Origin of the sequence: Nocardia rhamnosiphila NBRC 108938 (assembly GCF_000720425.1) — a bacterium.
Classification (GTDB): domain Bacteria; phylum Actinomycetota; class Actinomycetes; order Mycobacteriales; family Mycobacteriaceae; genus Nocardia; species Nocardia rhamnosiphila.
Map to the genome: position 1 here is coordinate 388,694 of NZ_JOAJ01000002.1, position 22,272 is coordinate 410,965.

At 68.7% G+C, this 22,272-nt stretch carries 24 protein-coding genes and 1 pseudogene; 10 read left to right on the top strand and 15 right to left on the bottom strand.

Going from position 1 to position 22,272, the window contains the following annotated elements; all coding sequences use genetic code 11:
- Window positions 1-28 precede the first annotated feature (28 nt).
- The 4 genes from IG75_RS0110640 (at window position 29) to IG75_RS0110655 (ending at window position 4,171) form a co-directional block, all read left to right on the top strand.
- A complete protein-coding gene (locus IG75_RS0110640) occupies window positions 29-1,330 on the top strand; it encodes an acyl-CoA dehydrogenase family protein (RefSeq protein WP_030521043.1) in 1,302 nt (433 codons plus the stop codon).
- Complete coding sequence (locus IG75_RS0110645; protein ID WP_030521044.1) at window positions 1,327-2,349, top strand: phosphotransferase family protein; 1,023 nt, start codon at window positions 1,327-1,329, stop codon at window positions 2,347-2,349. Before IG75_RS0110640 ends, IG75_RS0110645 begins: the two co-directional genes overlap by 4 nt.
- Window positions 2,350-2,441: 92 nt before the next feature.
- A complete protein-coding gene (locus IG75_RS0110650; protein WP_030521045.1) occupies window positions 2,442-3,197 on the top strand; it encodes an enoyl-CoA hydratase-related protein in 756 nt (251 codons plus the stop codon).
- 5 nt (window positions 3,198-3,202) lie between these two features.
- The gene (locus IG75_RS0110655) at window positions 3,203-4,171 is read left to right on the top strand and encodes an NADPH:quinone oxidoreductase family protein (protein WP_030521046.1); all 969 of its coding nucleotides are present in this window, start codon (window positions 3,203-3,205) and stop codon (window positions 4,169-4,171) included.
- Between the two features lie 330 nt (window positions 4,172-4,501).
- Here the strand turns inward: IG75_RS0110655 and IG75_RS36215 are convergent.
- From IG75_RS36215 to IG75_RS36220, 3 genes and pseudogenes are all read right to left on the bottom strand, one after another.
- A pseudogene (locus IG75_RS36215) lies at window positions 4,502-4,901 on the bottom strand (hypothetical protein); the annotation flags it as partial.
- A complete protein-coding gene (locus IG75_RS0110665; protein ID WP_051714473.1) occupies window positions 4,901-5,194 on the bottom strand; it encodes an ArsR/SmtB family transcription factor in 294 nt (97 codons plus the stop codon). The gene IG75_RS0110665 and the pseudogene IG75_RS36215, both read right to left, overlap by 1 nt.
- Before the next feature lie 191 nt (window positions 5,195-5,385).
- On the bottom strand, window positions 5,386-6,078 hold the full coding sequence (locus tag IG75_RS36220) for an O-methyltransferase (protein WP_036513287.1): 693 nt from the start codon (window positions 6,076-6,078) through the stop codon (window positions 5,386-5,388).
- Window positions 6,079-6,199: 121 nt separating this feature from the next.
- Between IG75_RS36220 and IG75_RS0110675 the strand changes: the two genes are divergently transcribed.
- Window positions 6,200-6,910: a TetR/AcrR family transcriptional regulator gene (locus tag IG75_RS0110675; protein ID WP_036513486.1), complete on the top strand. Its 711-nt coding sequence runs from the start codon at window positions 6,200-6,202 to the stop codon at window positions 6,908-6,910.
- A 92-nt stretch (window positions 6,911-7,002) separates the two neighbouring features.
- Here the strand turns inward: IG75_RS0110675 and IG75_RS0110680 are convergent, their stop codons facing one another.
- The 3 genes from IG75_RS0110680 to IG75_RS0110690 form a co-directional block, all read right to left on the bottom strand.
- Window positions 7,003-8,259: an RNA polymerase sigma factor gene (locus IG75_RS0110680; RefSeq protein WP_030521051.1), complete on the bottom strand. Its 1,257-nt coding sequence runs from the start codon at window positions 8,257-8,259 to the stop codon at window positions 7,003-7,005.
- Window positions 8,256-8,627, bottom strand: a complete 372-nt coding sequence (locus tag IG75_RS0110685; protein ID WP_030521052.1) for a YciI family protein — start codon at window positions 8,625-8,627, stop codon at window positions 8,256-8,258. Before IG75_RS0110685 ends, IG75_RS0110680 begins: the two co-directional genes overlap by 4 nt.
- A 63-nt stretch (window positions 8,628-8,690) precedes the next feature.
- On the bottom strand, window positions 8,691-9,350 hold the full coding sequence (locus IG75_RS0110690; RefSeq protein ID WP_030521053.1) for a DUF998 domain-containing protein: 660 nt from the start codon (window positions 9,348-9,350) through the stop codon (window positions 8,691-8,693).
- A 158-nt stretch (window positions 9,351-9,508) separates the two neighbouring features.
- On the opposite strand from IG75_RS0110690, the gene IG75_RS0110695 reads away from it, so the two are divergent.
- Window positions 9,509-9,937 (top strand): hypothetical protein, encoded by a 429-nt coding sequence (locus IG75_RS0110695; protein WP_030521054.1) that lies wholly within the window; start codon window positions 9,509-9,511, stop codon window positions 9,935-9,937.
- Between the two features lie 68 nt (window positions 9,938-10,005).
- On the opposite strand, the gene IG75_RS0110700 is transcribed toward IG75_RS0110695, so the two are convergent.
- Both IG75_RS0110700 and IG75_RS0110705 read right to left on the bottom strand, forming a co-directional pair.
- Complete coding sequence (locus tag IG75_RS0110700; RefSeq protein ID WP_081876820.1) at window positions 10,006-10,626, bottom strand: cytochrome P450 family protein; 621 nt, start codon at window positions 10,624-10,626, stop codon at window positions 10,006-10,008.
- A gap of 281 nt (window positions 10,627-10,907) precedes the next feature.
- A complete protein-coding gene (locus tag IG75_RS0110705; protein ID WP_030521056.1) occupies window positions 10,908-11,579 on the bottom strand; it encodes a TetR/AcrR family transcriptional regulator in 672 nt (223 codons plus the stop codon).
- 110 nt (window positions 11,580-11,689) lie between these two features.
- On the opposite strand from IG75_RS0110705, the gene IG75_RS0110710 reads away from it, so the two are divergent.
- From IG75_RS0110710 to IG75_RS0110725, 4 genes are all read left to right on the top strand, one after another.
- Window positions 11,690-12,349: a hypothetical protein gene (locus tag IG75_RS0110710; RefSeq protein WP_030521057.1), complete on the top strand. Its 660-nt coding sequence runs from the start codon at window positions 11,690-11,692 to the stop codon at window positions 12,347-12,349.
- Window positions 12,346-13,149 (top strand): SDR family oxidoreductase, encoded by an 804-nt coding sequence (locus tag IG75_RS0110715; RefSeq protein ID WP_030521058.1) that lies wholly within the window; start codon window positions 12,346-12,348, stop codon window positions 13,147-13,149. Before IG75_RS0110710 ends, IG75_RS0110715 begins: the two co-directional genes overlap by 4 nt.
- Window positions 13,150-13,554: 405 nt before the next feature.
- Window positions 13,555-13,932 (top strand): VOC family protein, encoded by a 378-nt coding sequence (locus IG75_RS0110720; RefSeq protein ID WP_030521059.1) that lies wholly within the window; start codon window positions 13,555-13,557, stop codon window positions 13,930-13,932.
- Window positions 13,933-14,210: 278 nt separating this feature from the next.
- The gene (locus tag IG75_RS0110725) at window positions 14,211-15,071 is read left to right on the top strand and encodes a TIGR03619 family F420-dependent LLM class oxidoreductase (RefSeq protein WP_063834132.1); all 861 of its coding nucleotides are present in this window, start codon (window positions 14,211-14,213) and stop codon (window positions 15,069-15,071) included.
- 23 nt (window positions 15,072-15,094) lie between these two features.
- Here IG75_RS0110725 and IG75_RS0110730 read toward each other — a convergent pair whose 3' ends face one another.
- The 7 genes from IG75_RS0110730 to IG75_RS0110760 form a co-directional block, all read right to left on the bottom strand.
- Window positions 15,095-15,634, bottom strand: a complete 540-nt coding sequence (locus IG75_RS0110730; protein ID WP_156058816.1) for a hypothetical protein — start codon at window positions 15,632-15,634, stop codon at window positions 15,095-15,097.
- A 184-nt stretch (window positions 15,635-15,818) separates the two neighbouring features.
- Window positions 15,819-16,967: an acyl-CoA dehydrogenase family protein gene (locus IG75_RS0110735; protein WP_030521062.1), complete on the bottom strand. Its 1,149-nt coding sequence runs from the start codon at window positions 16,965-16,967 to the stop codon at window positions 15,819-15,821.
- A gap of 7 nt (window positions 16,968-16,974) precedes the next feature.
- Window positions 16,975-18,138: a thiolase family protein gene (locus IG75_RS0110740; protein WP_030521063.1), complete on the bottom strand. Its 1,164-nt coding sequence runs from the start codon at window positions 18,136-18,138 to the stop codon at window positions 16,975-16,977.
- Entirely contained in the window at window positions 18,139-18,969 is an 831-nt protein-coding gene (locus IG75_RS0110745; RefSeq protein ID WP_036513292.1) for an enoyl-CoA hydratase/isomerase family protein, read from the bottom strand.
- Window positions 18,969-20,192, bottom strand: coding sequence for a CaiB/BaiF CoA transferase family protein (locus IG75_RS0110750; RefSeq protein ID WP_030521065.1), 1,224 nt, complete (start codon window positions 20,190-20,192; stop codon window positions 18,969-18,971). Before IG75_RS0110750 ends, IG75_RS0110745 begins: the two co-directional genes overlap by 1 nt.
- Window positions 20,192-20,959 (bottom strand): SDR family NAD(P)-dependent oxidoreductase, encoded by a 768-nt coding sequence (locus IG75_RS0110755; protein ID WP_030521066.1) that lies wholly within the window; start codon window positions 20,957-20,959, stop codon window positions 20,192-20,194. Before IG75_RS0110755 ends, IG75_RS0110750 begins: the two co-directional genes overlap by 1 nt.
- Window positions 20,959-22,125, bottom strand: a complete 1,167-nt coding sequence (locus tag IG75_RS0110760; RefSeq protein WP_030521067.1) for an acyl-CoA dehydrogenase family protein — start codon at window positions 22,123-22,125, stop codon at window positions 20,959-20,961. Before IG75_RS0110760 ends, IG75_RS0110755 begins: the two co-directional genes overlap by 1 nt.
- Window positions 22,126-22,272 lie beyond the last annotated feature (147 nt).

Consider the following 22,272-nt stretch of genomic DNA (forward strand, 5'->3'; position numbering starts at 1 on the left):
TATTCTCACCACAGGAGAGGAGGCGCAAATGGCATGGGATTTCGAGACCGAACCCGACTTCCAGGCGAAGCTCGACTGGGCCGATGCGTTCGTACGCGATGAGGTCGAACCACTGGATCTCCTCTGGCCGCACGAACAGTTCGTGCCCCTGGAAGGCGCCCGGCGGGCGGTCGTCGACCCGCTCAAACAGCGGGTCCGCGACCAGGGACTGTGGGCGACCCACCTCGGCCCGGACCTGGGCGGCCAGGGTTACGGTCAGCTGAAACTGGCCCTGCTCAACGAGATCCTGGGCCGCAGTTCCTGGGCTCCCATCGTGTTCGGCTGCCAGGCGCCCGATACCGGCAATGCCGAGATCATCACGCACTATGGCACCGCGGCCCAGAAGGAGCGGTACCTGCGGCCGCTGCTCGACGGCGAACTCTTCTCCTGCTACTCGATGACCGAACCGCAGGCCGGCGCCGACCCCACCCTGTTCCGCACCCGCGCTGTACGCGACGGCGACGACTGGGTGATCAGCGGCTGGAAGTTCTTCTCTTCCAATGCCCGCACCGCCGCGTTCCTCATCGTCATGGCGGTGACGGACCCGGACGTGAGCCCATATCAGGGGATGTCGATGTTCCTGGTGCCCGCCGACACCCCCGGCATCCGCATCGAACGCAATATCGGCCTGGCCGGCGAACCACTGAACGACGGCTCGCACGCGCTGATCCACTACGACGATGTCCGCGTACCCGCCGAGGCTCTGCTCGGCGAGGCCGGGCAGGCGTTCGTGATCGCGCAGACCCGGCTCGGCGGGGGCCGTATCCATCACGCCATGCGCACCATCGGGCTCGCGCAGAAGGCCCTGGACATGATGTGCGAACGCGCGCTGAGCCGGGAGACCGCCGGTAGCCGGCTCGCCGACAAACAGTTCGTCCAGGGCTATATCGCCGATTCCTACGCCCAGCTGAAACAGTTCCGGCTGCTGGTGCTGTACACGGCCTGGGAAATCGACAAATACAACGACTACAAGAAGGTCCGCAAGGATATCGCCACGGTGAAGGTCGTGATGCCGACCGTGCTACACGATATCGCCTGGCGGGCAATGCAGGTGCATGGTGCGCTGGGCACCACCAACGAGTTGCCCTTCTTCACGATGATCCACGGCGCCGGCGTGATGGGCCTGGCCGACGGCCCGACCGAGGTGCACAAAATGACCGTCGCCAAACAGGTCCTGCGCGACCACCGGCCCAGCGCCGATCAGTGGCCCACGGAATGGATACCGCGCAGGCTCGAGGCGGCGCGGGCCAAATACGCCGATTACCTGGAAAACGAAGTTGGCAACCAATGATCGACTTCGCGCCGCTGGCGCAGTGGATGGACGAGGCCGGGCTACCGGGCAAAAGCGAACCGCTGGAGACCCGGTTCCTGTCGGGCGGTACGCAGAACGAGATCTACGAGATCACCCGCGGCGAGCACCGCTGTGTGCTCCGGATACCACCGGCCGGGGCGCCGGCCGACCGTGACACCGGAATCCTGCGGGAGTGGCGGATCATCGAGGCGCTGGACGGTACCGACGTTCCGCACACCGAGGCCGTGGCGGTCTGCACCGACCCCTCGGTCCTGGGCCGCACGTTCTACCTGATGGGGTTTGTGGACGGCTGGTCGCCGATGGATCATCGCCGGGTCTGGCCGGCACCCTTCGACACCGACCTCACCGCGCGCGCCGGTCTGGCCTACCAGCTCGCCGAGGGCATCGCGCTGCTGTCCAGGGTGGATTGGCGGGACCGGGGCCTGCACGATCTGGGGCGGCCGGACGGCTTCCACGAACGTCAGGTCGCCCGGTGGACCGGCTTCTTCGAGCGGATCAAGGGCCGCGACCTCGAGGGGATGGACACCGCCACCCGGTGGCTACGCGAGCACCGGCCCCTGGACTACATCCCCGGTCTGATGCACGGCGATTACCAGTTCGCCAATGTCATGTATCGCGCGGGCGAACCGGCCCGCCTGGCCGCCATCGTCGACTGGGAGATGGGTACCGTCGGCGACCCGAAGCTGGATCTGGCGTGGATGGTGCAGAGCTGGCCGGCGGACACCTCGGCTCCCGAGGCCGCCGAATCGGGCTACGTGGATATGCGCGGGATGCCCTCCCGCGACCAGGTGGTGGCGCATTACTCGCAGGTATCGGGCCGGCAGGTCGACGATCTCGACTACTACCTGGTCCTGGCCAAATGGAAGCTCGCGATCGTCCTGGAACAGGGTTTCCAGCGAGCGGGCGACGATGTGAAACTGCAATCCTTCGGCCCGATCGTGCCCGAACTCATGCGCTCGGCCGCCGAACTCACCGAGACGACGGGGTACACATCATGAACGAGTCGGGCCCGGAGGCGGCAGCGGAGCGTAACCACGGAGGGCCCTCGGCGGGGACCGATCGACACAGCACGAACGATGCAGAATTCCTCGTGGAGCACCGCGGTCCGGTCACCGTACTCACCCTGAACCGCCCGCAGGCACGCAACGCGCTCAACGGCAACCTGATCGCCGGCATCGGCGCCACCGTGCTGGCGGCCGAACAGGATCCCGGCACCCGGGCACTGGTCCTCACCGCCGCCGGGGATCGCGCTTTCTGCTCGGGGATGGACCTGCGCGCGTTCGCCGACGGTGAGGACGTCGGGTTCGGCGATACCCCGGAGAACCGGGCCTTCCAGCGTCTCACCCGCGGGGCCGTCGCGGTTCCCGTGGTCGGGGCGGCCAACGGCACCGCGGTCGGTGGCGGATTGGAACTGCTGCTCGGCTGTGATCTCATCGTCGCCGCCGACACCGCGAAATTCGGCCTGCCCGAGGTGCAGCGCGGACTCTTCCCGGGTGGCGGGGGCACCTATATCGCCGAACGGATTCCGCTCGGAATCGCACTGCAATTGACGCTCACCGGCGAATTCTTCAGCGCCACACGTGGCTACGAGATCGGCCTGATCAATGCCGTGGTCCCGGCCGGCGACGTGCTCGACGCCGCCCTCGGTTTCGCGGATCGGATCGCCGCGAACGGACCGCTGGGGGTCGCCGCATGCAAGGAACTGGTGCGCCTGTCCGTCACCGATCCCGCGAAGGCGGCGCACCGGCTGCGGCACTGGCAAGGTGTGGTCTTCGCCAGCGAGGACGCCAAGGAGGGCGCGACGGCGTTCATGGAGAAGCGCGCCCCGGTGTGGCAGAGCAGATGACCACGGTGCGGGCAGTGGTCTGCCCCGAGTACGGCTCGCCGGAGGTACTGCGGATCGAACGGCGACCCCTCCCCCGGCCCGGCCCCGGGCAGGCGCGGGTACAGGTGCGCGCGGCCGCGGTGAACTTCCCCGACGTTCTGCTGATCGCCGGGCGATATCAGGTCACCGTGCCGCCGCCCTTCGTCCCGGGCAGCGAATTCGCGGGCCGGGTCACCGAACTCGGCCCGAACTGCTCGGGATTCGCGATCGGGGACCGTGTGTCCGGTACCGGCCTGTACGGCGCGTTCGCCGAGGAAATCGTCGCTCCGGCCACGAATCTGGCGCCGATCCCGCCGGGCGTGGACGACCGGACCGCCGCCGCGTTCGGCGTCGCCCATCGCACCGCGTACCACGCCCTGCGGTCGGTGGCCCGCGTGCGCGCGGGTGACACCGTGGTCGTCCTCGGCGCCGGGGGCGGGGTGGGATTGGCGGCGGTACAGCTGGCCGGCGCGCTCGGCGCCGAGGTGGCGGCGATCGCGTCCTCGCCCGAAAAGCTCTCCGCCGCCGCGTCCTACGGCGCGAAGCACCTGATCGACCATCGTGAATCCGATGTGCGGGCAGCCCTGCGCGCGGCGGTCCCCGCGGGCGCCACGGCAGTCCTGGATCCCGTCGGCGGTGACCTGTCCGAACCGGCATTGCGTGCGCTGGGCCGCGGCGGCCGCTTCGTCACCATCGGTTACGCCTCCGGAACGGTCCCGCGAATCCCATTGAACCTGGTACTGGTCAAGGGATTGCAGATCGTCGGCTTCCAGTTCCGCGATATCGACCCGGACGAGTTCGACCGCAATGAGCGGGAACTGGCAGGCCTGCTCGCCGACGGCCGGATCGCACCGCATATCGGCGCCACTTTCCCGCTCGCGGATACCGCCCGGGCATTCGAACGGGTCGCCGCGGGCCGGGCCGTCGGCAAGGTGGTCATCGATATGACAGCCTGATCGGCCCCCGGCGCCGAGGCGAATGCCCGCAGGTCGCCGGGTCGCCGGCGTCGCGGTACTGGTGTCGTGCCCACAGCGACCGGGCTGTGCGCGATTACCGCCGTGCGGTCGAGCATCCCACCGACGCGGTGGTCCTTCCTCCGGCCGGTCGATCGGGATCTGCCCGGTGGCCGGGCACAGTTGATGACCGAGGCCGCGATCCACTCATTCCGAAGACCGCTCGGCGCGCGTTCCCGACGACCATGCCGAGCGGCGCGAGCGCGCCGGCGAGCACCGTGCGCCAGCCGGCGACCACCCGCGGGGGCGCTGTCCGCGTGCGGTGGCCTGGCTCATCGCGGGATAGAACGCGACGATGTAGAGCGGTAACCGGTCGAACATGAACGGCACGGTGAACACATTGTGCGAGAATGAGCCCGATCGGTTCGTCCAGGCCGAACCAGCCCGGGAAGTACAGCGGTGGTTCGATGACGAACAGGTAGACCAGGGACGCGATCCAGAGGGCCAGGTTGGTCGGATCGCCGTCACGCCGTAACCGGCGGATCGCGTGTGCCAGCGCGAACACGGCCCCGGCGACGATGAGCAGCTCGAGTACCGGCAGGGTCCAGCCGGCGAGGCCGGCCGGGTTGCGCAGGGTCACGATCGGATGCGCGTCGGCACAATCGAATCCGAGTTCGGCGACAATCGCTGTGCGGTCGCGTCGCAGGTGGCGTTCATGCGCTGATGGTGGCATCACATGCCGAGGCTGTGGGGCACTATCGGCAGATCCTCCAGCGCCGCGGCGATCCGGCGATCGGCGAGTTCGTAGCGGCTGCGCCTGCCCTCGGGAGCCGCGACCACCAGCCCGCAACCGCGCAGACAGGCGAGGTGGTTGGACAGGATCTGGCGGGTCACCCCGATCTGTTCGGCCAGCTCCGAGGGATATCCGGGCGCCCGGCACAGGCTCGGCAGGATCCGGGTCCGGGTCGGGTCGGACAGGGCGTGGCCGAACCGGGCCAGGGCGTCGGTGTGTACAGCGGTCTCCACATGAGAGACAGTACATGAGAAACTGTATTCAGAAAACAATGAACTATCCGAGGGAGCGGTCGAGAAGTCGATCTGACACCGGACGTTGGACAGCATGGTCATCACGTAGGTGCCGACGGGTCCGGTGTGGTCGTAGAGTGTGGCGGCGCCAGGCCGAGCCGGCCCGAGAACGAGCAGGCTCCCGCGTGCGCTCACCGTTTGACCACCATCTCCAGCCCCGCCGTGAACGGCAGAGTTTGGGAGAGCAGGCCATTGGCCGGGTCCTCGATGAAGGCGAATGCGTCGCGGTAGTTCTCCCGATGCCCCTCGGTGTTGTCGATCAGCACAACGCCGCCGGGCCGCAGCTTCGGGGCGATCATTTCGAGCGCCGGGCGCGCCAGCACCGGCCAGATATCGATCAGCGCGAGATCGAGTGGCGCTTCCAGATCGGCCAGCGTCGTGCGGATATCCCCCACGCGTAGATCGATCACGCTCTGCAGGCCGGCACGGCGGAAATGCTCCCGGGCAACCGCGGCTTTGGCGGGTTCGATCTCGGTGCCGACCACGGTGCCCGCACCGCCGTCGCTTTCGGTCACCAGGCGCACCGCCTGCGCCAGGTAGAGCGTCGACACACCATGGGACGTGCCGACCTCCACCACCCGCCGCGCGCGCATGGCCAGGCACAACCGGTGGCACAGCAGTGCCTTGTCGTGTTCGAGCGCGATGAGTTTATCGGCCAGGAAGGTTTCGGCGTCGGCATCGAGAGCATTCGGATCGGCCGCGTCCCCGCGCGCGGCACGCTCGGCGAAATAGCCTCCGATGGCCGGGATCTGCTCGGTGCTGCGCTGTTGCAGCTCCGCGACCAATCGGTCGAGTTCCGGGTTCAGCAGGGTGCCGGATTCCATCGCAGTGCCTCTCGTCGATCACGCCACCGGCGGTGCGCCGCGGCTACCCCAGTCTGGAAAACCACATCACTGATGTCAATGGGTCGTGAACTTCAAGGACGGGTCGGTACAGTCCGAAGCTGTGTCCCAACCGCTTCCCCCCGGTCGCCACCGGCGCAGCCCGCTGACCCGGGGCGGCCGGGTGACGCTGACCGCCGACGCGATCGCCGCGGCGATGCTGGAGCTCGCGGGCCGGCGCGGCTTCGCCGCGGTCTCGATGCACGATCTGGCCGCCGAACTCGGTGTCACCGTCCGTGCCCTCTACCGCCATGTGCGCGATCGGCAGGAGGTCGTCGACCGCGCCGTCGAACTCTGGCTGTCCCGCTGGCCGACCCCGGACCTCGACCCCACCCGCTGGCGGCAGAGCCTGCGCGAGTATTGCCACCTGCACCGCGCCCTGGCCCGACGCCATCCCCGAGCGCTACTGGTGTCACTGGACGAACGCATCAGCGATGCCCGCGTACCCGAACGCCGACTCGCCGCACCGGAACAATTCCTGACCTTCCTCACCGGAGTCGGACTGGACCTGCCGGACGCCCTCTTCGTGCACAGCGATCTGACGATACGGATCTACGGATTCGTCCTGTTCATCGATTATCGGGCCGATATCGGCGAACCGGTCGCCGAACAGTATCCGGCCCCGCGGTCATGGCTCGACCGCCATCCGGACCTCGACCTGCCCCTACTGCACCGCGCCGGTGCCGAAGCCGGTTTCGACAGCGACGCCATGTTCGAACGCGTGACGACCGAGGTGGTTCACACGGTGGAAAGACTGCTCGCGGCAACGCGATAGCCGCTGTGCCGGTGGCGTGAACTGCCCGGACACCGCGCAGAAATGATCGACGTCCGCGGCCACTGCGGCGTGGCGTCCGGGCGCGAGATCGCTCAATCGGCCGGTGGACGCCGAGCCCGATCGAGTCGATCGGCTTTGTCGCGGAGATACCGCTGTTCGGCTTGATTGCCGGTCAGGTCGGCGGCGCGGCGGAAGAGTTCGGCCGCGGTGGTGCCGTCGCCGGTCTGCTGCAGGAGGTGCGCGCGTACGGCGTGTTCGCGTTGCCGGGTGAGCGGGTTACGGTCCAGGTGGTGGTGTCGATCGAGGTCGTCGAGCAGGGCGAGACCGCGGGCGGCCCCGTAGGCGTGGGCGACGGCCACGACGCGGGCGAGTCGGACGGGCGGGGTGGGAGTGAGGCGTTCGAGCCACAGGTAGAGCATCGCGATCTGCGGCCAGTCGGTCCGGCCCGGCTCGGCGGCGGCGTGGACCGCGGCGATGGCGGCCTGGAGTTGGTACGGGCCGGCCGGGCCGCGGTTCCAGACCCGATCGATGAGTGCGGTTCCCTCATCGATCAGTTCGCGGTCCCACCGCGTGGAGTCCTGTTCCGCTAGGGGTATCAGTTCGCCGGCGTCGGTGCGTGCCGCGCGGCGGGATTCGGTGAGCAGCATGAGTGCGAGCAGGCCGGTCACTTCCGCGTCGCCGGGGTCGGTGGCGTGCAGCATTCTGGTCAGTCGGATGGCCTCTCGGGTGAGATCGACCCGGGTGAGATCGGCTCCGGCGGTGGCGGTGTAGCCCTCGTTGAAGATGAGGTAGAGCACGCGCAGGACAGCGGTCATCCGGCTGTCGCGGTCGCTGTCGGTGGGTGGGGTGAAGCGGGCGCCGGCCTTGGCGAGCTGTTGTTTGGCGCGACTGATCCGCGTGCCCATGGTGGCCTCGGCCGTGCCGTAGGCGTGCGCGATCTCGGCAGTGGTCAGGCCGCCGACCGCGCGGAGGGTCAGCGCCACCTGTGAGGTGTGGCCGAGCGCGGGATGGCAGCACAGCAGGAGCAAGGTGAGGCTGTCGTCGAGGCCTGTGGTCTGCGCGCGCCGCGCGGGTTCGGCCATGGCCAGTTCGGCGGTGCCGGCTTCCAGTTCACGGCGGCGGCGAGCCCGGTCGGAGCGCAGTAGATCGACCATGCGCCGGTAGGCGATTCGAACGAGCCAGCTCCGCGGACGGTCCGGGACACCGTCGAGCGGCCACGCGCGCGCGGCGATCAGCAACGCTTCCTGCACAGCGTCCTCGGCGATATCGAATCGTCCGAATCGGCGGACCAGCGCACCGAGTACCTGCGGCGCTTCGGCGCGCAGCAGGCCCTCGATCGCGGGGGTCATGTGGTGAAGTCTTCGCCCATGACCGGGCGGATTTCGATCGGCTCGCCGAGTGCTTCGACAATGCGGGCGGTGATCTCCACGGCTCGTTCGTGGCCGGCGACATCGATCACGGCGAAGCTGGCCAGGACCTCCTTGAGTTCGGCGAACGGGCCGTCGGTGGCCACCACACCGTCCGCGGTTTTGCGGACGGTGGTGCTGACGGCCGGGTGGCCCAGGCCCTCGCTGGTGACCAGTTCACCGGCGGCGATCAGTTCCTGTTCCAGTTGCCGGTAGGTGGCGAACGCCGCCAGTGCCTCCGCCGAGGGAGTGTCGGCGGTCGCGGCGTCCCACGCGGTGGCCGGGGTGTAACCGAGCAGCAGGTATTTCACGGTCCGTCCTTCCGAAGCGGTCGGGTTGTCATCACGGTAGCCGGGGGCAGAGCCATGGCCCGCTCAGGCGGCGCGGCGCTGGGACAGCGCCAGCACGGTGGTCCAGGTGAAGGCGATCAGACCGTTGATCGCGATCTGGATGCTCATATAGCCGGGCGATATCGGCACCAGCAGAACGAGTCCGGCAGCGGCGCTCGCCACGGCGGGCAGCACCATCCGGCGGCGCGCGCACCGTACGCTCAGTACCAGAGCCGCGAGCGCGAGCGCGGTGAACGCCACTGCGGCGGCGGCCGAATGCGCGATGCTGTGCCAGGACATCTGCGCGACCGGCCCATCCGGTGTGCCGGCCGGGAATCCGTTCTCCGGATCCATGGTGAACATCCCGGCAGCGATGAGTCCGATGCCGAAAACTCCCACCAGGATCGGTAGCGCCCGCCGCCCGAGTCCTTCCGTGAGAGTGCGCCAGAGGCCGGCGGCCAGGGTCAACGCACCCATCCCGGCCGCGATGAACGTGATGATCTGGATCCAGCCGAGATCTCCGGTGGCGAGCTGGCTGATCGGGTGCCGGGTGATGTCGAAACCCGCACGGGTGAGCATCTGCGTGATGGCCGAAGCGAAGAACGCCGGACCGGCAGCGGCACCTGCGAGCAGTAGATACCCGGTTGCCGGAGCAGGTGCGTGTTCGGAGGTGTTGGCTGTCGGGGCGTGGGACGCGAGAGTCATCGGGTTCCTTCCTCGGTGATGGGTTGGTCGCTGCTACCTCGGAGCCACCGGTCGGATCTCGACACCCCGGGGCAGTGACTCGCATCACACCCCCTGAGCGTCGAAGCCGGCGGAACCGCTCCGAGGTAGCAGCGACCAACCCACACAGGAGGACGAACATGATCGACACCCAGCAGCAGCCCACCCCCGAACTGCGGGCCCTGGACCGCCTGGCCGGAACCTGGAAGGTCAGCGGCGGCGCGGAGGGAACTGTGCGCTACGAATGGATGCCCGGCCGGTTCTTCCTGCTCCAGCACATCGACCTGACCCAGCACGGCGAACCTGTCACCGGTATGGAGGTGATCGGCAACCTGCGCCCGTTCGGCGAACCCACCGGCCCCGATGTGGCATCGCGGTACTACGACTCGGTCGGCAACACCTTCGACTACGTCTACGAATTGATCGGCGACACACTCACCATCTGGGCCGGCGCGAAGGGCAGTCCCGCCTACTACGAGGGCACCTTCGACGCCCACGGCACCACTGTCACCGGTGCATGGGTCTACCCGGGCGGCGGTGGATACACCTCGACCATGACCCGCATCTGACCCGGCGGCCCCACGCCGCCCGGCCCAGACCCGGGCCGGGCGGCGCGGGGCGCGCTTTCGGGCGCCGGTCAGGCCAGAGTGAGATCGAGGCGGGAAAGGCGGCGCACCAGATGGCTCGGCGCCCAGCTCGGCGCGGGGGCGACGGCGCGGAAATCGCGCGTCCGGCGCAACAGCATGCCGATCGCCGCGCGGGCTTCCATACGGGCCAGCGCCGCACCGACGCAGAAGTGGATCCCGCGGCCGAAGGCGAGAGTGGTGTCGGCCACCACATGCCGGTAGTGCCCCCGGAACGGGGACTCCAGCCGCAGGACCTCCTCGACGAAGACCGGGATCAGGTCCGGCTCGGTGCGCAACATCGCGGCGAGCTCGGGCCGGGTGGCCAGCAGCCAGGCAGCGGTCAGCGCCGGCAGCACCATTGCGCGTTGTGACCGGTGCAGCGGATCGTCACCGGTGGCCAGCACGTGGCCGGCGTCGCCCAGGGCTGCCAGTTCGATCTCGGTGACGGCCCCATCGGGATGAACCATCATCGTCGCCGTCAGATTCGACGAGAAATCGGCCGGCCGGGCCGCCGCCTCTGCCACCAGGTCCCAGCTCGACACCAGATGGAACCGCGATCCACCGACCCGGTGCACCGGCGACTCGCGGCGTAGCCGGTCGTAGAACGGATAGGGGTCACCGAGTTCGTCCATGAGGTCCACGCTCGACCACGCGGCCCGCGGCACGGACCCCGCTCGGTCGCGACCTTCGCCGAATCCCCCGCGCTCATCCGCATCGCCGCCGACCTCACCGGCACCGGCCACGACAACCCCCTCGCCGCGACCTGGCTCATCCGATCCGTGCTGTCGATGCTGATGTGGCCGACCGACCCCGATACCGAAACCCGGCTCCTCCAGCACTTCCTTCTGCCCGCACTGACCGCCCCAGGCCCGCCGCAGCCGCCCGTCCGGAAAACCCGTCGGTGGATACCGCGTCACGCCGGGGCGCCGGTGGAACCGGAGAGCCGTGAGCGGGCCAGCCCGGTGGCGTCGCGCTCCAGGATCATCCACAGCGCGGTGATGTCCTCGACCAGGCGGTCGCGGGTGACCGATAAATCCCCACCGGCCCAGGACAGGATCGTTTGGGCAGTGCCGCCGATGACGAAGGCGGGGGCGGTGGAGGCCAGGGAGTCCTGTTCGAGTGACAGGTCGTGGGTGGTGCGGGCGTGCGCGATCAATGCGGCGGTGAGCCCCGCGATGACGGCGGTGCGTTTGTCGTGCGCCACCGGGGTGGTAGGGACACCGCCGAGGAGGACGAGCGCTTTGCGCGGGTCGTCACCGAGGATATCGACGACGGCGGCGATCGCGCCGCGGGCTTGTTCCCGCACCGGCCGGTCGAGCAGCGGGACGTAACCACCCACGGCCGCTTCGGCCACCTCGGCGGCGATCGATTCGATGACCGCGTCGGCCAGGGCGTCGAGACCGTCGAAGCTTTCGTAGAAGTAGCGCTTGTTGAGTTTGGCCGACCGGCAGAGCGCCTCCACCGTCGCCGTGCGCCAACGGTTCTCGGCCATCTCGGTGAGTGCGACGTCGATCAGGGCGCCGCGCCGGCGCAGCGTCCGCGTGGCTGCGGAATCTCCTGCGTACTTCCGTTCGGCGGTCGACACGCCGTCATCCTCCCATTTCCGCTGCCGGGCCGTTGACACACCGTCCATTGATCTGGCACAGTTCCGTACCAAATCAACTGGTACGGAAACGTACCAGATTGGAGAGAGTGATGACGGCACAGTGGGAACAACGAACGTCGGCGCCGCGCGCGATGTGCGAAGAGCTGCGGGACAGGGTGACGGCACATCCGGTTTCGGCTCGCGCGCAGGCGTGGGATTACCTCGCGGGTCTCGGTGCGCGGGAGGATCACGCCGGACTCGCGGAGGTGTTCGCCGCGGGGAGCGCACCCGAAGGACCGGACGGGAAAATGGAGGGCCTGATCGTCGGGAAACTCTTCGGAATCCCCGAAGCGCGGCTCGCGAATCCGCTGATGCGTATCGACCCGACCTGGCGGGGCAAAACCTTCGATGCCGCCGGCGGGGTCGGCTGGAACCGGCTTTCACCGATCGCCCGTTTCGTGATGCCGGTCATCACCGCCGGCTACCGCGGGCTGCGCCGCGTCGGCGCCGAGATGGAGGGTTTCGACTTCGCGCACGCCCTCGCCCCGAGCTGGATCGAACCGGACAAGACCGTGCGCGCCTTGGACTACGCGGTACCCGAATACCGCAATCCCGGCATCCGGACCTTCCCCATCGCGCGGACCCGCGACGAGATCGTCGAGGTGATCCCCGGCGTCTACCTCGGCCGGGCACTGCTACGGATGAACAACGGCGCGATCAGGCTCATCGCCTACTTCGCGCTGCGCGAGCCGATCGGCAGCCCGCTGTGATGGAGGTGCGCGGCGCCCGGGTCTGCATCACCGGCGGGGCGCGCGGGATCGGACGGGCCACCGCCGCGGAACTGATCGCCCGCGGTGCCCGGGTGTGGATCGGCGATCGCGATCTACCGGCCGCCGAACAGACCGCCGCCGAGATCGGTGCCACCGCCCATGTTCTCGATGTCACCGACGAGAACAGCTTCCGCACTTTCCTGGCCGCCGCGGAAGAAGACGGCCCGATCGACATGCTGGTCAACAATGCGGGCGTCCAGTTCATGGGCGGTTTCGCCGACCAGGACCTGGCCGCGATGCAGCGTGAACTCGCCGTGAACCTCGGCGCCGTGCTCACCGGCGTGCACTTGGTGCTGCCCGGGATGCGGCTGCGGCGGCGCGGGCACATTGTCAATGTCGCGTCCATGGCGGGCAAGATCACCACGCCCGGGATCGCGACCTACTGCGCGTCCAAGTTCGGGGTCGTGGCCTTCTCTCGCGCACTGCGGGCCGAACTCGCGGGCTCGGGCGTCACCGTCACCACGGTGCTGCCCGCCGCCACCCACACCGACCTCACCTCCGGCGTGCGGTTACGACTACAGCCCACACTCGCACCGCAGCAGGTCGCCACCGCTATCGCCGACAGCACCCGCCACGGCCGCGGCGAGGTGACCGTGCCCCGCTGGCTCGCACCGATGGGCCTGATCGAAGAACTGACGCCCACCCCGGTCCTGTGGTGGCTCAAACGCTTCGTAGGCGGCACCGAGTACGGCGGATACGACCCAGCACAGCGAAAGGACTACCTGGATCGCATCCGGTGACGGTGCCCCCGGCAGCCGGCGACCCCACGGACTGCCCGCCGGCACGAGGTCCCGTTCGGGCAGGACCGGATCGTCGGAAGGCTTCTCGGACCATGGGCATCGCAAAATCCGCAGGCGAACCGTCTCGGCTCCCGTTCCGCCGATCGCGCCACGAGTACCGCCCGCACCGACCGAGCATGGGTGGCGTAGCGAGCCCGTACGCCACACCGAATTGCGGACAGCATCTGGCCTATCCGCCGTTACGGTCGAGAACATCACGACGAGGCCGATGTGGACACGGAGAGTTCGGCCGGGAACCGGCGGCGGACCGAACCCGCCACCACGTGAGGTTCGCCGATCGACCCCCCTGCCGAACAGGGCGAATCGCGAACGCCCGCAACGCTTTTCTACGGTGGAGGTTCTGGCATGCTCGATCATCTCGCGGTTCAATGTGCCGATGTCGCGGCCGCGGCCGCCTTCTACGATCGGGTACTCGCCTCCTTGGGAGGGACCCGGATGATCGACTTCGGCGAAGTCATCGGCTACGGGAGTACGAACTCGCCCGGGCCCGATTTCTGGTTGGGACCGCTGCCTCCCGGAGCCGGGTTCCGTGAAACGCATATCGCTTTCACCGCACCGAGCCGAGCGGCGGTGCGCGCGTTCTTCCACGCAGCTGTGGACACCGGCGCGGAAGTCCTGCACCGGCCGCGGCTCTGGCCGGAGTACCACCCCGCGTACTACGGCGCGTTCGTGCGAGACCCCGACGGCAACAACGTCGAAGCCGTATGCCGGCACCCGGAGTAGCCTCGAGCGGTTCTCGAATCAGCGCCCTACCGTGGCGGCGCCGGAGTCCACAGCGGGAATCCCGGGGCGCAGCACTCGACGGACTCCCCGGCGCCGGCCTCGGGCGCAGAACGCGGGGCCTTCCCGGCCCGGGAACCGCGGGCGTCTGCCCTGAGTGCGTGCCGGGCAGGAATTTTCGCGGCGGTCCGTCAGGTTCATCCGCTGAGGCCCACGGCGACAAGACGGCGCGGGAATCCCGTGGCCGGCCGGCCACCGGCACGGGCATCGGAAGGAACATGATGAAGTACGCAGTCAGCTACAGCACCGCCCATTTCGGTGCGGATCCGGATCGCCTCGCCGCCTACGCACGGCATGCCGAGGCCTGTGGATTCGAAGGGCTGTACCTGCCCGAACACCTGGTCCTGTATCCCGGGGCGACACTGCACAATTTCGAGGTACCACCCGCCCTGCCCTTCACAGACCCGCTGGACACTCTCGCTTTCGTCGCCGCGGTCACCGACCGGCTGCTGCTCGGCACCGGGGTTCTACTGCTGCCCTATCGGCATCCGGTCGTGCTGGCCAAGCAGCTGGCGACGATCGATGTGCTGTCGAAGGGGCGGATGCGGCTGCTGTCCGTCGGGCTGGGCACACTGCCGGCCGAGGCGGCCGCGGCCGGCGTCGATTTCCGCACGCGCGGGCGACGGGCCGACGAGGCGATCGATGTGCTGCGGTTGCTGTGGTCCGGTGACGAGGAGGGGGTGAGTTATCACGGCGAATTCTTCGACTTCGAGAACCTGGTCCAGTTCCCCAAGCCGTACGAGGCCCGCACCTTGCCCGTGCACATCGGTGGTTCCAGCGCGGCCGCCGCACGCCGGGCCGGGCTGCGTGGCGACGGGTATTTCGCGGGTGGGGCGCTGCTCCCGGACGAGCGCGCGGCGCAGTGGGAACTGGCCCGGGCGACCGCGGCGGAGACGGGACGCGATCCCGGTGCGCTCGAGTACACGCGGTGGAGCGGACTGGATATGACCGACGAGCGATTGGCCGCCTTCACGGCGCAGGGAGTGACCCGGGTGGTCGTGAGCGCTACGGCCACCGATCCGGCCGAACAGCAGGACGAACTCTCCGAATTCGCCGAACGCTTCCTCGCCGAGGGTTCCTGACCGTTCGACCTGGTCCGCGCGGTTCAGACCGCGCGGACCAGGGCCTGGCGGCCACGGAGATCGGCCAGTAGGACCTCACCGCTGTGGAAGACCTCGATATCCTCGCGGGCCTGTTCCGGCACCCCGGCTGCCCCGAGGGCGCATCGTTTGAATGCCCGGGCGGCCGAGCTGAGGGGATGATGGGCGGACAGGACCCGGCACGCGAGTTCGGCGGGCAGCTCGTCGCCCCAGACCGCGAGTTCGGCCAGCCCCTTGTCCAGGCAGTCGATGGCGCCTTTGCGGACCCATTCGTTCGAAACGAAGACGTCCGGCGCCAGCAGCACACTCTCCGGCCAGGTGCCGTGCACGGGCGAGGCCATGGCGGTGGTGAGGTCCAGGACGGTCGCGCCGAGGATCTCGAGCGGGCGCACATCGTCGTGTTCGGTGAGCACGGCGACCACCTCCCAGCCGCCCATCATGCGGTCGAAGATGAACCCGCCCGCGTACCGCACCGCGTCCACGGTGTTCGGCGCGACGATTGCCAGCCGGTGGCGCAGCGGGTGACGGCGGGCGTGCGCACGCATGAAGTCGACCGGACGTAGCCCGGGACCGACCATGGTTTCGGTGTCCGGAGGGCAATCAGCCGCACTGTCTTCATCCCGTGAACCGATCACCGGGTACTCCGTTCGATAAACCAACTGCTGAAACAGTAGGGTCGAACGGCGATATGTGATGCACGTCTCATCGAATTATCAGGTGTGCTATACATCACAGACCAAGGTCTTTGGCAATGATAACTTTCATGACCTCGCTGGTCCCGGCGTAGATCCGCGCGACCCGGGCATCGGTGTAGAGCCGGGCGATCGGATACTCCATCATGTAGCCGTAACCACCGAACAACTGCAGGCACCGGTCGACGACCCGGGCCTGGGTCTCGGTGGCGAACAGTTTCACCCGGGCGGCGTCCGCACCGGAGAGCTGCCCGTCCACCAGATCCCGCACCGCGCGATCCACCAGGGTCTGCCCGGCCTCGATCTCGGCGGAGATCGCGGCGAGTTCGAATTTCGTGTTCTGGAACGACGCCACCGGCGTCCCGAATGCCTTGCGCTCCTTGACGTAATCGATGGTGGCGTGCAGCGCCGCCCGCGCCTGCGCCACCGACCCCACCGCCACCGTCATCCGCTCCTGGGGCAGATTGTGGCCGAGATAGCCGAAGGCGGCACCCTCCTCCCCCAGCCTGTTGACCACCGGTACCCGGACATCGGTGAACGACAGCTCCACCGTGTCCTGCACCTTGCATCCCATCTTGTCCAGGACCCGGCCCCGCTCGAAACCGGGCATCCCGTCCTCCACCACCAGCAGGGTCAGGCCCGCCCGCCGGTTGTCCGGATCGGTCGCGGTGCGGGCCACCACGATCACCAGATCGGCGAGCAGCCCGCCGGTGATGAAGGTTTTCGCCCCGTTGAGCACGTAGTCGTCGCCGTCGCGGACCGCGGTGGTACGGATACCGGCGAGATCGGAACCGGTGCCCGGCTCGGTCATGGCGATCGCGGTGAGCAGGCTCCCCTCGGCGAGTCCGGGGAACCACCGCTGCCGCTGCGCCGCGTCGGCGTACTCGAGGAAATACGGCAGGATGACGTCGAGCTGGGTCCGCACGGTACTGAGGGTCACCAGCGCCCGCTGGGCCTCCTCCTGCAACACCACGTTGTACCGGTAGTCCCGGTCCCCCATCCCGCCGTACTCCGCCGGGATCGCGGTACCGAGCAGGCCGAGTTCGCCGAGCCGCCGGAACACCTCGCGCGGCATCTGCCCCTGCTTCTCCCAATCCGGGTATCGGGGCACGACCTCCTTCTCGATGAACTCGCGCGCCAGATCCCGGAACGCTTCGTGGTCGGCGGTGAACAGATCGCGACGCATATTCTTCCTAGGAGACGAGTTCGACGACGGTGGCATTGGCGGTGCCGCCGCCCTCGCACATGGTTTGCAGGCCGAAGCGGATCCCGTGATCCCGCATGTGATGGATCATCCTGGTCATGAGCACCGCGCCCGAACCACCGAGTGGATGCCCGACTGCGATGGCGCCACCCAGCGGGTTGAGCCGCTCCGGGTCGGCCCCGGTTTCGGCCTGCCAGGCCAGCGGGACCGGCGCGAATGCCTCGTTCACCTCGAAGACTCCGATATCGGCCACCGTGAGCCCGGTTCTGCGCAGTACTTTCTCGGTCGCCGGGATGGGACCGGTGAGCATGAGCACCGGGTCGGCGCCCGCCACCGCGCCCGCGCGGTAGCGCACGAGCGGGGTCAGGCCGAGTTCGGCGGCCTTCTCGGGAGTGGTGACCAGCAGGGCCGCGGCGCCGTCGGAGATCTGGGAGGAGTTACCCGCGTGGATCACGCCGTCGTCCTGGAACGCCGGTTTCAGATTCGCCAGCTTCGCGGCGGTGGTACCGCGGCGGATCCCCTCGTCGGCGGTGACCTCGCCGCCCTCGGTCGTCTCCCCGGCGGGCGCGTCGACCGCCACGATCTGCGCGTCGAACGCGCCCCGGTCCTGGGCGGCGGCCGCCAGTTCGTGCGAGCGCGCGGAGTACTCGTCGAGCGCCGTTCGGGTGAAACCCCATTTCCGGGCGATGAGTTCGGCCGAGATCCCCTGGTTGAAGGAGAAATCCTCGTAACGCGCCAGCACCGCCGGGCCGTACGGCTGCCCGGTCGCGCGGGCCGCCCCCAGCGGCACCCGGCTCATCACCTCGACCCCGCCGGCCACCACCAGATCCTGCTGACCCGACAGCACCGCCTGCGCCGCGAAATCCAGGGCCTGCTGACTCGATCCGCAGGCCCGGTTCACCGTGGTACCGGGGATGGATTCGGGCCAGCCGGCGGCCAGTACCGCGTAGCGGCCGATATTGCTCGACTGATCACCGACCTGGGACACACAGCCCCACACCACATCGTCGATCAGCGCCGGGTCGACGCCGGTGCGTTCGGCGAGGGCCCGCAACACCACCGCGGACAGGTCGGCGGCGTGCACGCTCGACAGGCCGCCCTTCCGTTTACCGACCGGTGTGCGCACCGCGCCGGCGATCACTGCTTCCCGCATCTACCCGCTCTCTTTCTCGCCGCCGGCCGGGGGCAGCGACCAGGCGCCGGTGAAACGCGGGGCGCGTTTCCCGGCGAAGGCCGCGTACGCCTCCGGCGCGTCGGCGGTAGCGAAATTGACTCCCTGGGCCCGGGCCTCGCCGGCCAGAGCCTCTCGTAATGTCGAGTCTGCACCCTCGTTCAGCAATGCCTTGGTCTGCGCCAGCGCGACCGGCGGCCCGGCCGCCAGCCGGTCCGCGAGATCCGCGGTGAACGCGTCTATCTCGGCGTCCGCGATCACCCAGGTGACCAGTCCCAGCGCTTCGGCGCGGGCGGCGTCGACGGTCTCGGCCAGCAGAGCCAGGCGTTTGGCCTGTTGCAGGCCGACCAGCTTCGGCAGCAACCAGGAACCACCGAGATCCACCGACAGCCCGCGCCGCGCGAAGATCTGCGCGAATGTCGCCCCCGGGGTGGCGACCACCAGATCGCAGCCCAGGGCGAGATTCCACCCGGCGCCGACCGCCACTCCGGTCACCTTCGCGACGGTGGGAATCGGCAGTTCGTGCAGTTGCAGGGCGAGATCGGTGAAGATCCGCAGTTTGTCCATCGGGTGCCGGGCATCGGGCACCGAGATATCGGCTCCCGAACAGAATGCGCCCCCGGCCCCGGTGAGAACCAGCGCACGCACGGACCGATCGCTGCCGGTATCGCGCAGGACATCCGCCAGTTCCCGCCACATCGCCCAGGTCATGGCGTTCTTGCGGTGCGGCCGGTTCAGGGTCACCGTCCGTACTCCGGCCCGGTCGGCCACCAGCAGCTCGGGTTCGCCGGTGGGCGGCGCACTGTTGGTCACTATCGCTCCCCCGCGGCCCGGTACGCGGGTCCGATCACCGAGCCGGCGCGCAGCGCGTCGATCTCCGCCGCCGACCGGCCCAGTTCCCGCAGCACGGCGTCGGTGTGCTCGCCCAGTCCCGGAACCGCGCCCATGGGCGGATCGAAACCGCGGATCACGGCCGGCGGCAGCAGGGCGGGCACCGGACCGCCGGGACTGTCCACCGCGCGCCAGCGATCGCGGGCCGTCAGCTGCGGATGGTCGATCATCTCGGCGGCGGTGTTGTACCGCGAGTTGCCGATACCGGCCTCGTCGGCGGCCTTCTGCACCTCGGCCAGGGTGTGCCGGGCACACCAGCCGCCGATGGCCCCGTCCAGCGGCGCACGGTTGCGTACGCGGTCGGAATTGGTCCGGAAACGGTCGTCCCCGGCGAGATCCGGGCGGCCGAGGATCTCCCGGGCCAGCCGCTGCCACTCCCGGTCGTTGGTGGTGCCGAGCACCACGGTCTGTCCGTCCCCGGTGGGGTAGGCGCCGTACGGCGCCACCGCGGGCGAGCTCATACCGAGCGGCTGCTGCTCCACCCCGGAGTGCCGGGTGTAGTTCAGGTGGTAGCCCATCATCTCGGCCATGGTGTCGAAGAGGCTGATACTGATCGAGCCACCGGTGGTACCGGTCTCCCGATATCGTCCGCACAGCTGGGTCACGATCGACAGTGCCGCATACAGTCCCGTGGTCACATCCGCCACCGCCGGTCCGGGTTTGGCCGGTTCGCCCGGGTGCCCGGTCACCGAGCACACCCCGGATTCCGCCTGGACGAGCAGATCGTAGGCGCGTTTGTGCGAGAGCGGGCCGCCCGCCCCGAAACCATCTATCTCCAGCGCGATCAGATGTGGATGGCGGTCGGCCAGATCGGCCGGGGCAAGGCCGAGCCGTGCGGTGGCGCCCGGCGCCAGATTCGACACCAGCACATCCGCGCGGGTCAGCAGTTCGTGCAGCACCGCCAGACCCCGGCCGGATTTCAGGTCGAGGGTGACCGACTCCTTGCCCCGGTTGACCCAGACGAAATGGGCCGCCTGGCCCGCCACCACATCGTCGTAGTGCCGGGCGAAATCACCGCCGGCCGGGTTCTCCACCTTGATCACCCGGGCACCGAAATCGGCGAGGGTGCGGGTGCACATGGGCGCCGATACCGCCTGTTCCAACGCCACCACCAGCACTCCGGCCAGCGGTCCGGCGGTGGCCATCACATCACCATGCCGCCGTCGACCGGCAGCACCTGGCCGGTCACGAACGACGCGGCATCGGAGGCCAGGAAGACGAACGCGCCCGCGACCTCGTCGGGTTCGGCCCAGCGGCGCAGCGGGATCCGGTTGAGCATCTGCTCCGCGAATTTCTCGTCGGTGCGGATGGTTTCGGTCATGGGGGTCGCGGCCAGCGGCGCGAGCGCGTTCACCAGGATGTTCTTCCGGGCCAGTTCCCGGGCCAGCGATTTGGTGATGCCGATGATCCCGGCCTTGGCGGCGGAATAGTTGACCTGACCGAGGGTTCCGGTGAGGCCCGCGGAAGAGGTCACGTTGATGATGCGGCCGGTGCCGTCGGACGGTAGATAGGGCAGGACGGCCTGACTGCAGTTGAACGTGCCGAGCACGTGCACATCGAAAATCTTGCGCATGGAGTCCGGCGTGGTCTTCGAGAACATGGCCGGAGCAGTGATCCCGGCATTGTTCACCACGATATTGACCGTCCCGCCGCCCAATTCGGCGGCCTGCCGGGCGGCGGCCGCCGCGGAATCGGGATCGGCCACGTTCAGGGCGCACGCCCGCGCCGTGCCGCCGTCGGCGGTGATCTTCTCGGCGACCGCACCCGCGGCGCCGCCGTCGAGGTCGGTGACCAGTACCGCGGCCCCCTGGGCGGCCAGTGCGCGGGCCACGGCCGAACCGATACCGCCCGCCGCCCCGGTGACCAGGGCCGTGCGGCCGGTCAGATCGAACAAACCGTTGTTCGCTGCCATCAGTAACTCCTCGGCATTCCCAATACGTGCGACCCCAGATAGTTGAGGATCATTTCCTGACTGATCGGTGCGATCCGCATAACCCGCGACTCCCGGAAATACCGGGAGATGTGGTACTCCTCCGAATAGCCCATTCCACCGTGTGTCTGCATTGCCCGGTCGGCGGCCTCGAAGCCTGCCTCCGCGCAGAGGTATTTCGCGGTATTGGCCTCTCGGCCACACGCTTTGCCCTGGTCGTACAACCAGGTCGCCTTGCGCAGTACGAGTTCGGCCGCGTCCAGCCGGGCCAGCGAATCGGCCAGCGGGAACTGGATCCCCTGGTTCTTGCCGATCGGCCGCCCGAAGACCTCACGCTCGTTCGCGTACCGGACAGCCCGATCCAGCGCGACCCGGCCCAGCCCGAGCGCTTCGGCCGCGATGAGCATCCGCTCGGGGTTCAGGCCGTCGAGCAGATATTCGAACCCGCGGCCCTCCTCCCCCACCCGGTCCTCGACCGGTATCCGCAGATCGTCGATGAACAACTCGTTGGAGGACACCGCATTGCGGCCCATCTTCGGGATGGGCCGGATATCGATGTGGTCGCGGTCGATATCGGTGAGGAACAGCGTCATTCCGCTGGTCTTCTTCTCGACGTCCTCGTACTTCTGCGTGCGGGTCAGCAGCAGGATCTTCTCCGACTCCAGTGCCTTGGAGATCCAGACCTTGCGGCCGTTGACCACATAGCGGTCCCCGTCGCGGCGGGCGAAGGTGGTGATACGGCTGGTGTCCAGGCCCGCGCCCGGTTCCGTGACCCCGAAGCAGACGTGCAGGTCGCCGCGTGCGACCCGGGGCAGCGTGCGCTGCTTCAGTTCTTCGGAACCGTGCACGATCACCGGTTGCATACCGAAGATCGACATATGGATCGAGGTGGCGGCGTTCATTCCGCCGCCGGACCGCGACACCTGTTCGGCCAGGATCGAGGCCTCGGTGATTCCGAGACCGTGCCCGCCATACTCCTCGGGAATGCACAGGCCCAGCCAGCCGCCGTCGGCGATGGCGCGATAGAACTCGGTGGGGAATTCGTGTTCCCGGTCCTTCTCCATCCAGTACTGATCGTCGAATTTCCGGGCCAGTTCGGCCACGGAGTCGCGGATCAGCCGCTGATCCTCGCTCAGCTCGAAACTCATACCGTCGGACACATCAACTCCCTCTCGTCGTCGCCGGACCGCGGCCGCGCACCGCCGCCGCGAACCCGGCCCCGCCGCGGTGGCCCGGCGCGGCCGACCGCGGTGTACACCTGCACCGCCGTCGCGGGCGGCGGGTCCCCGCACCCG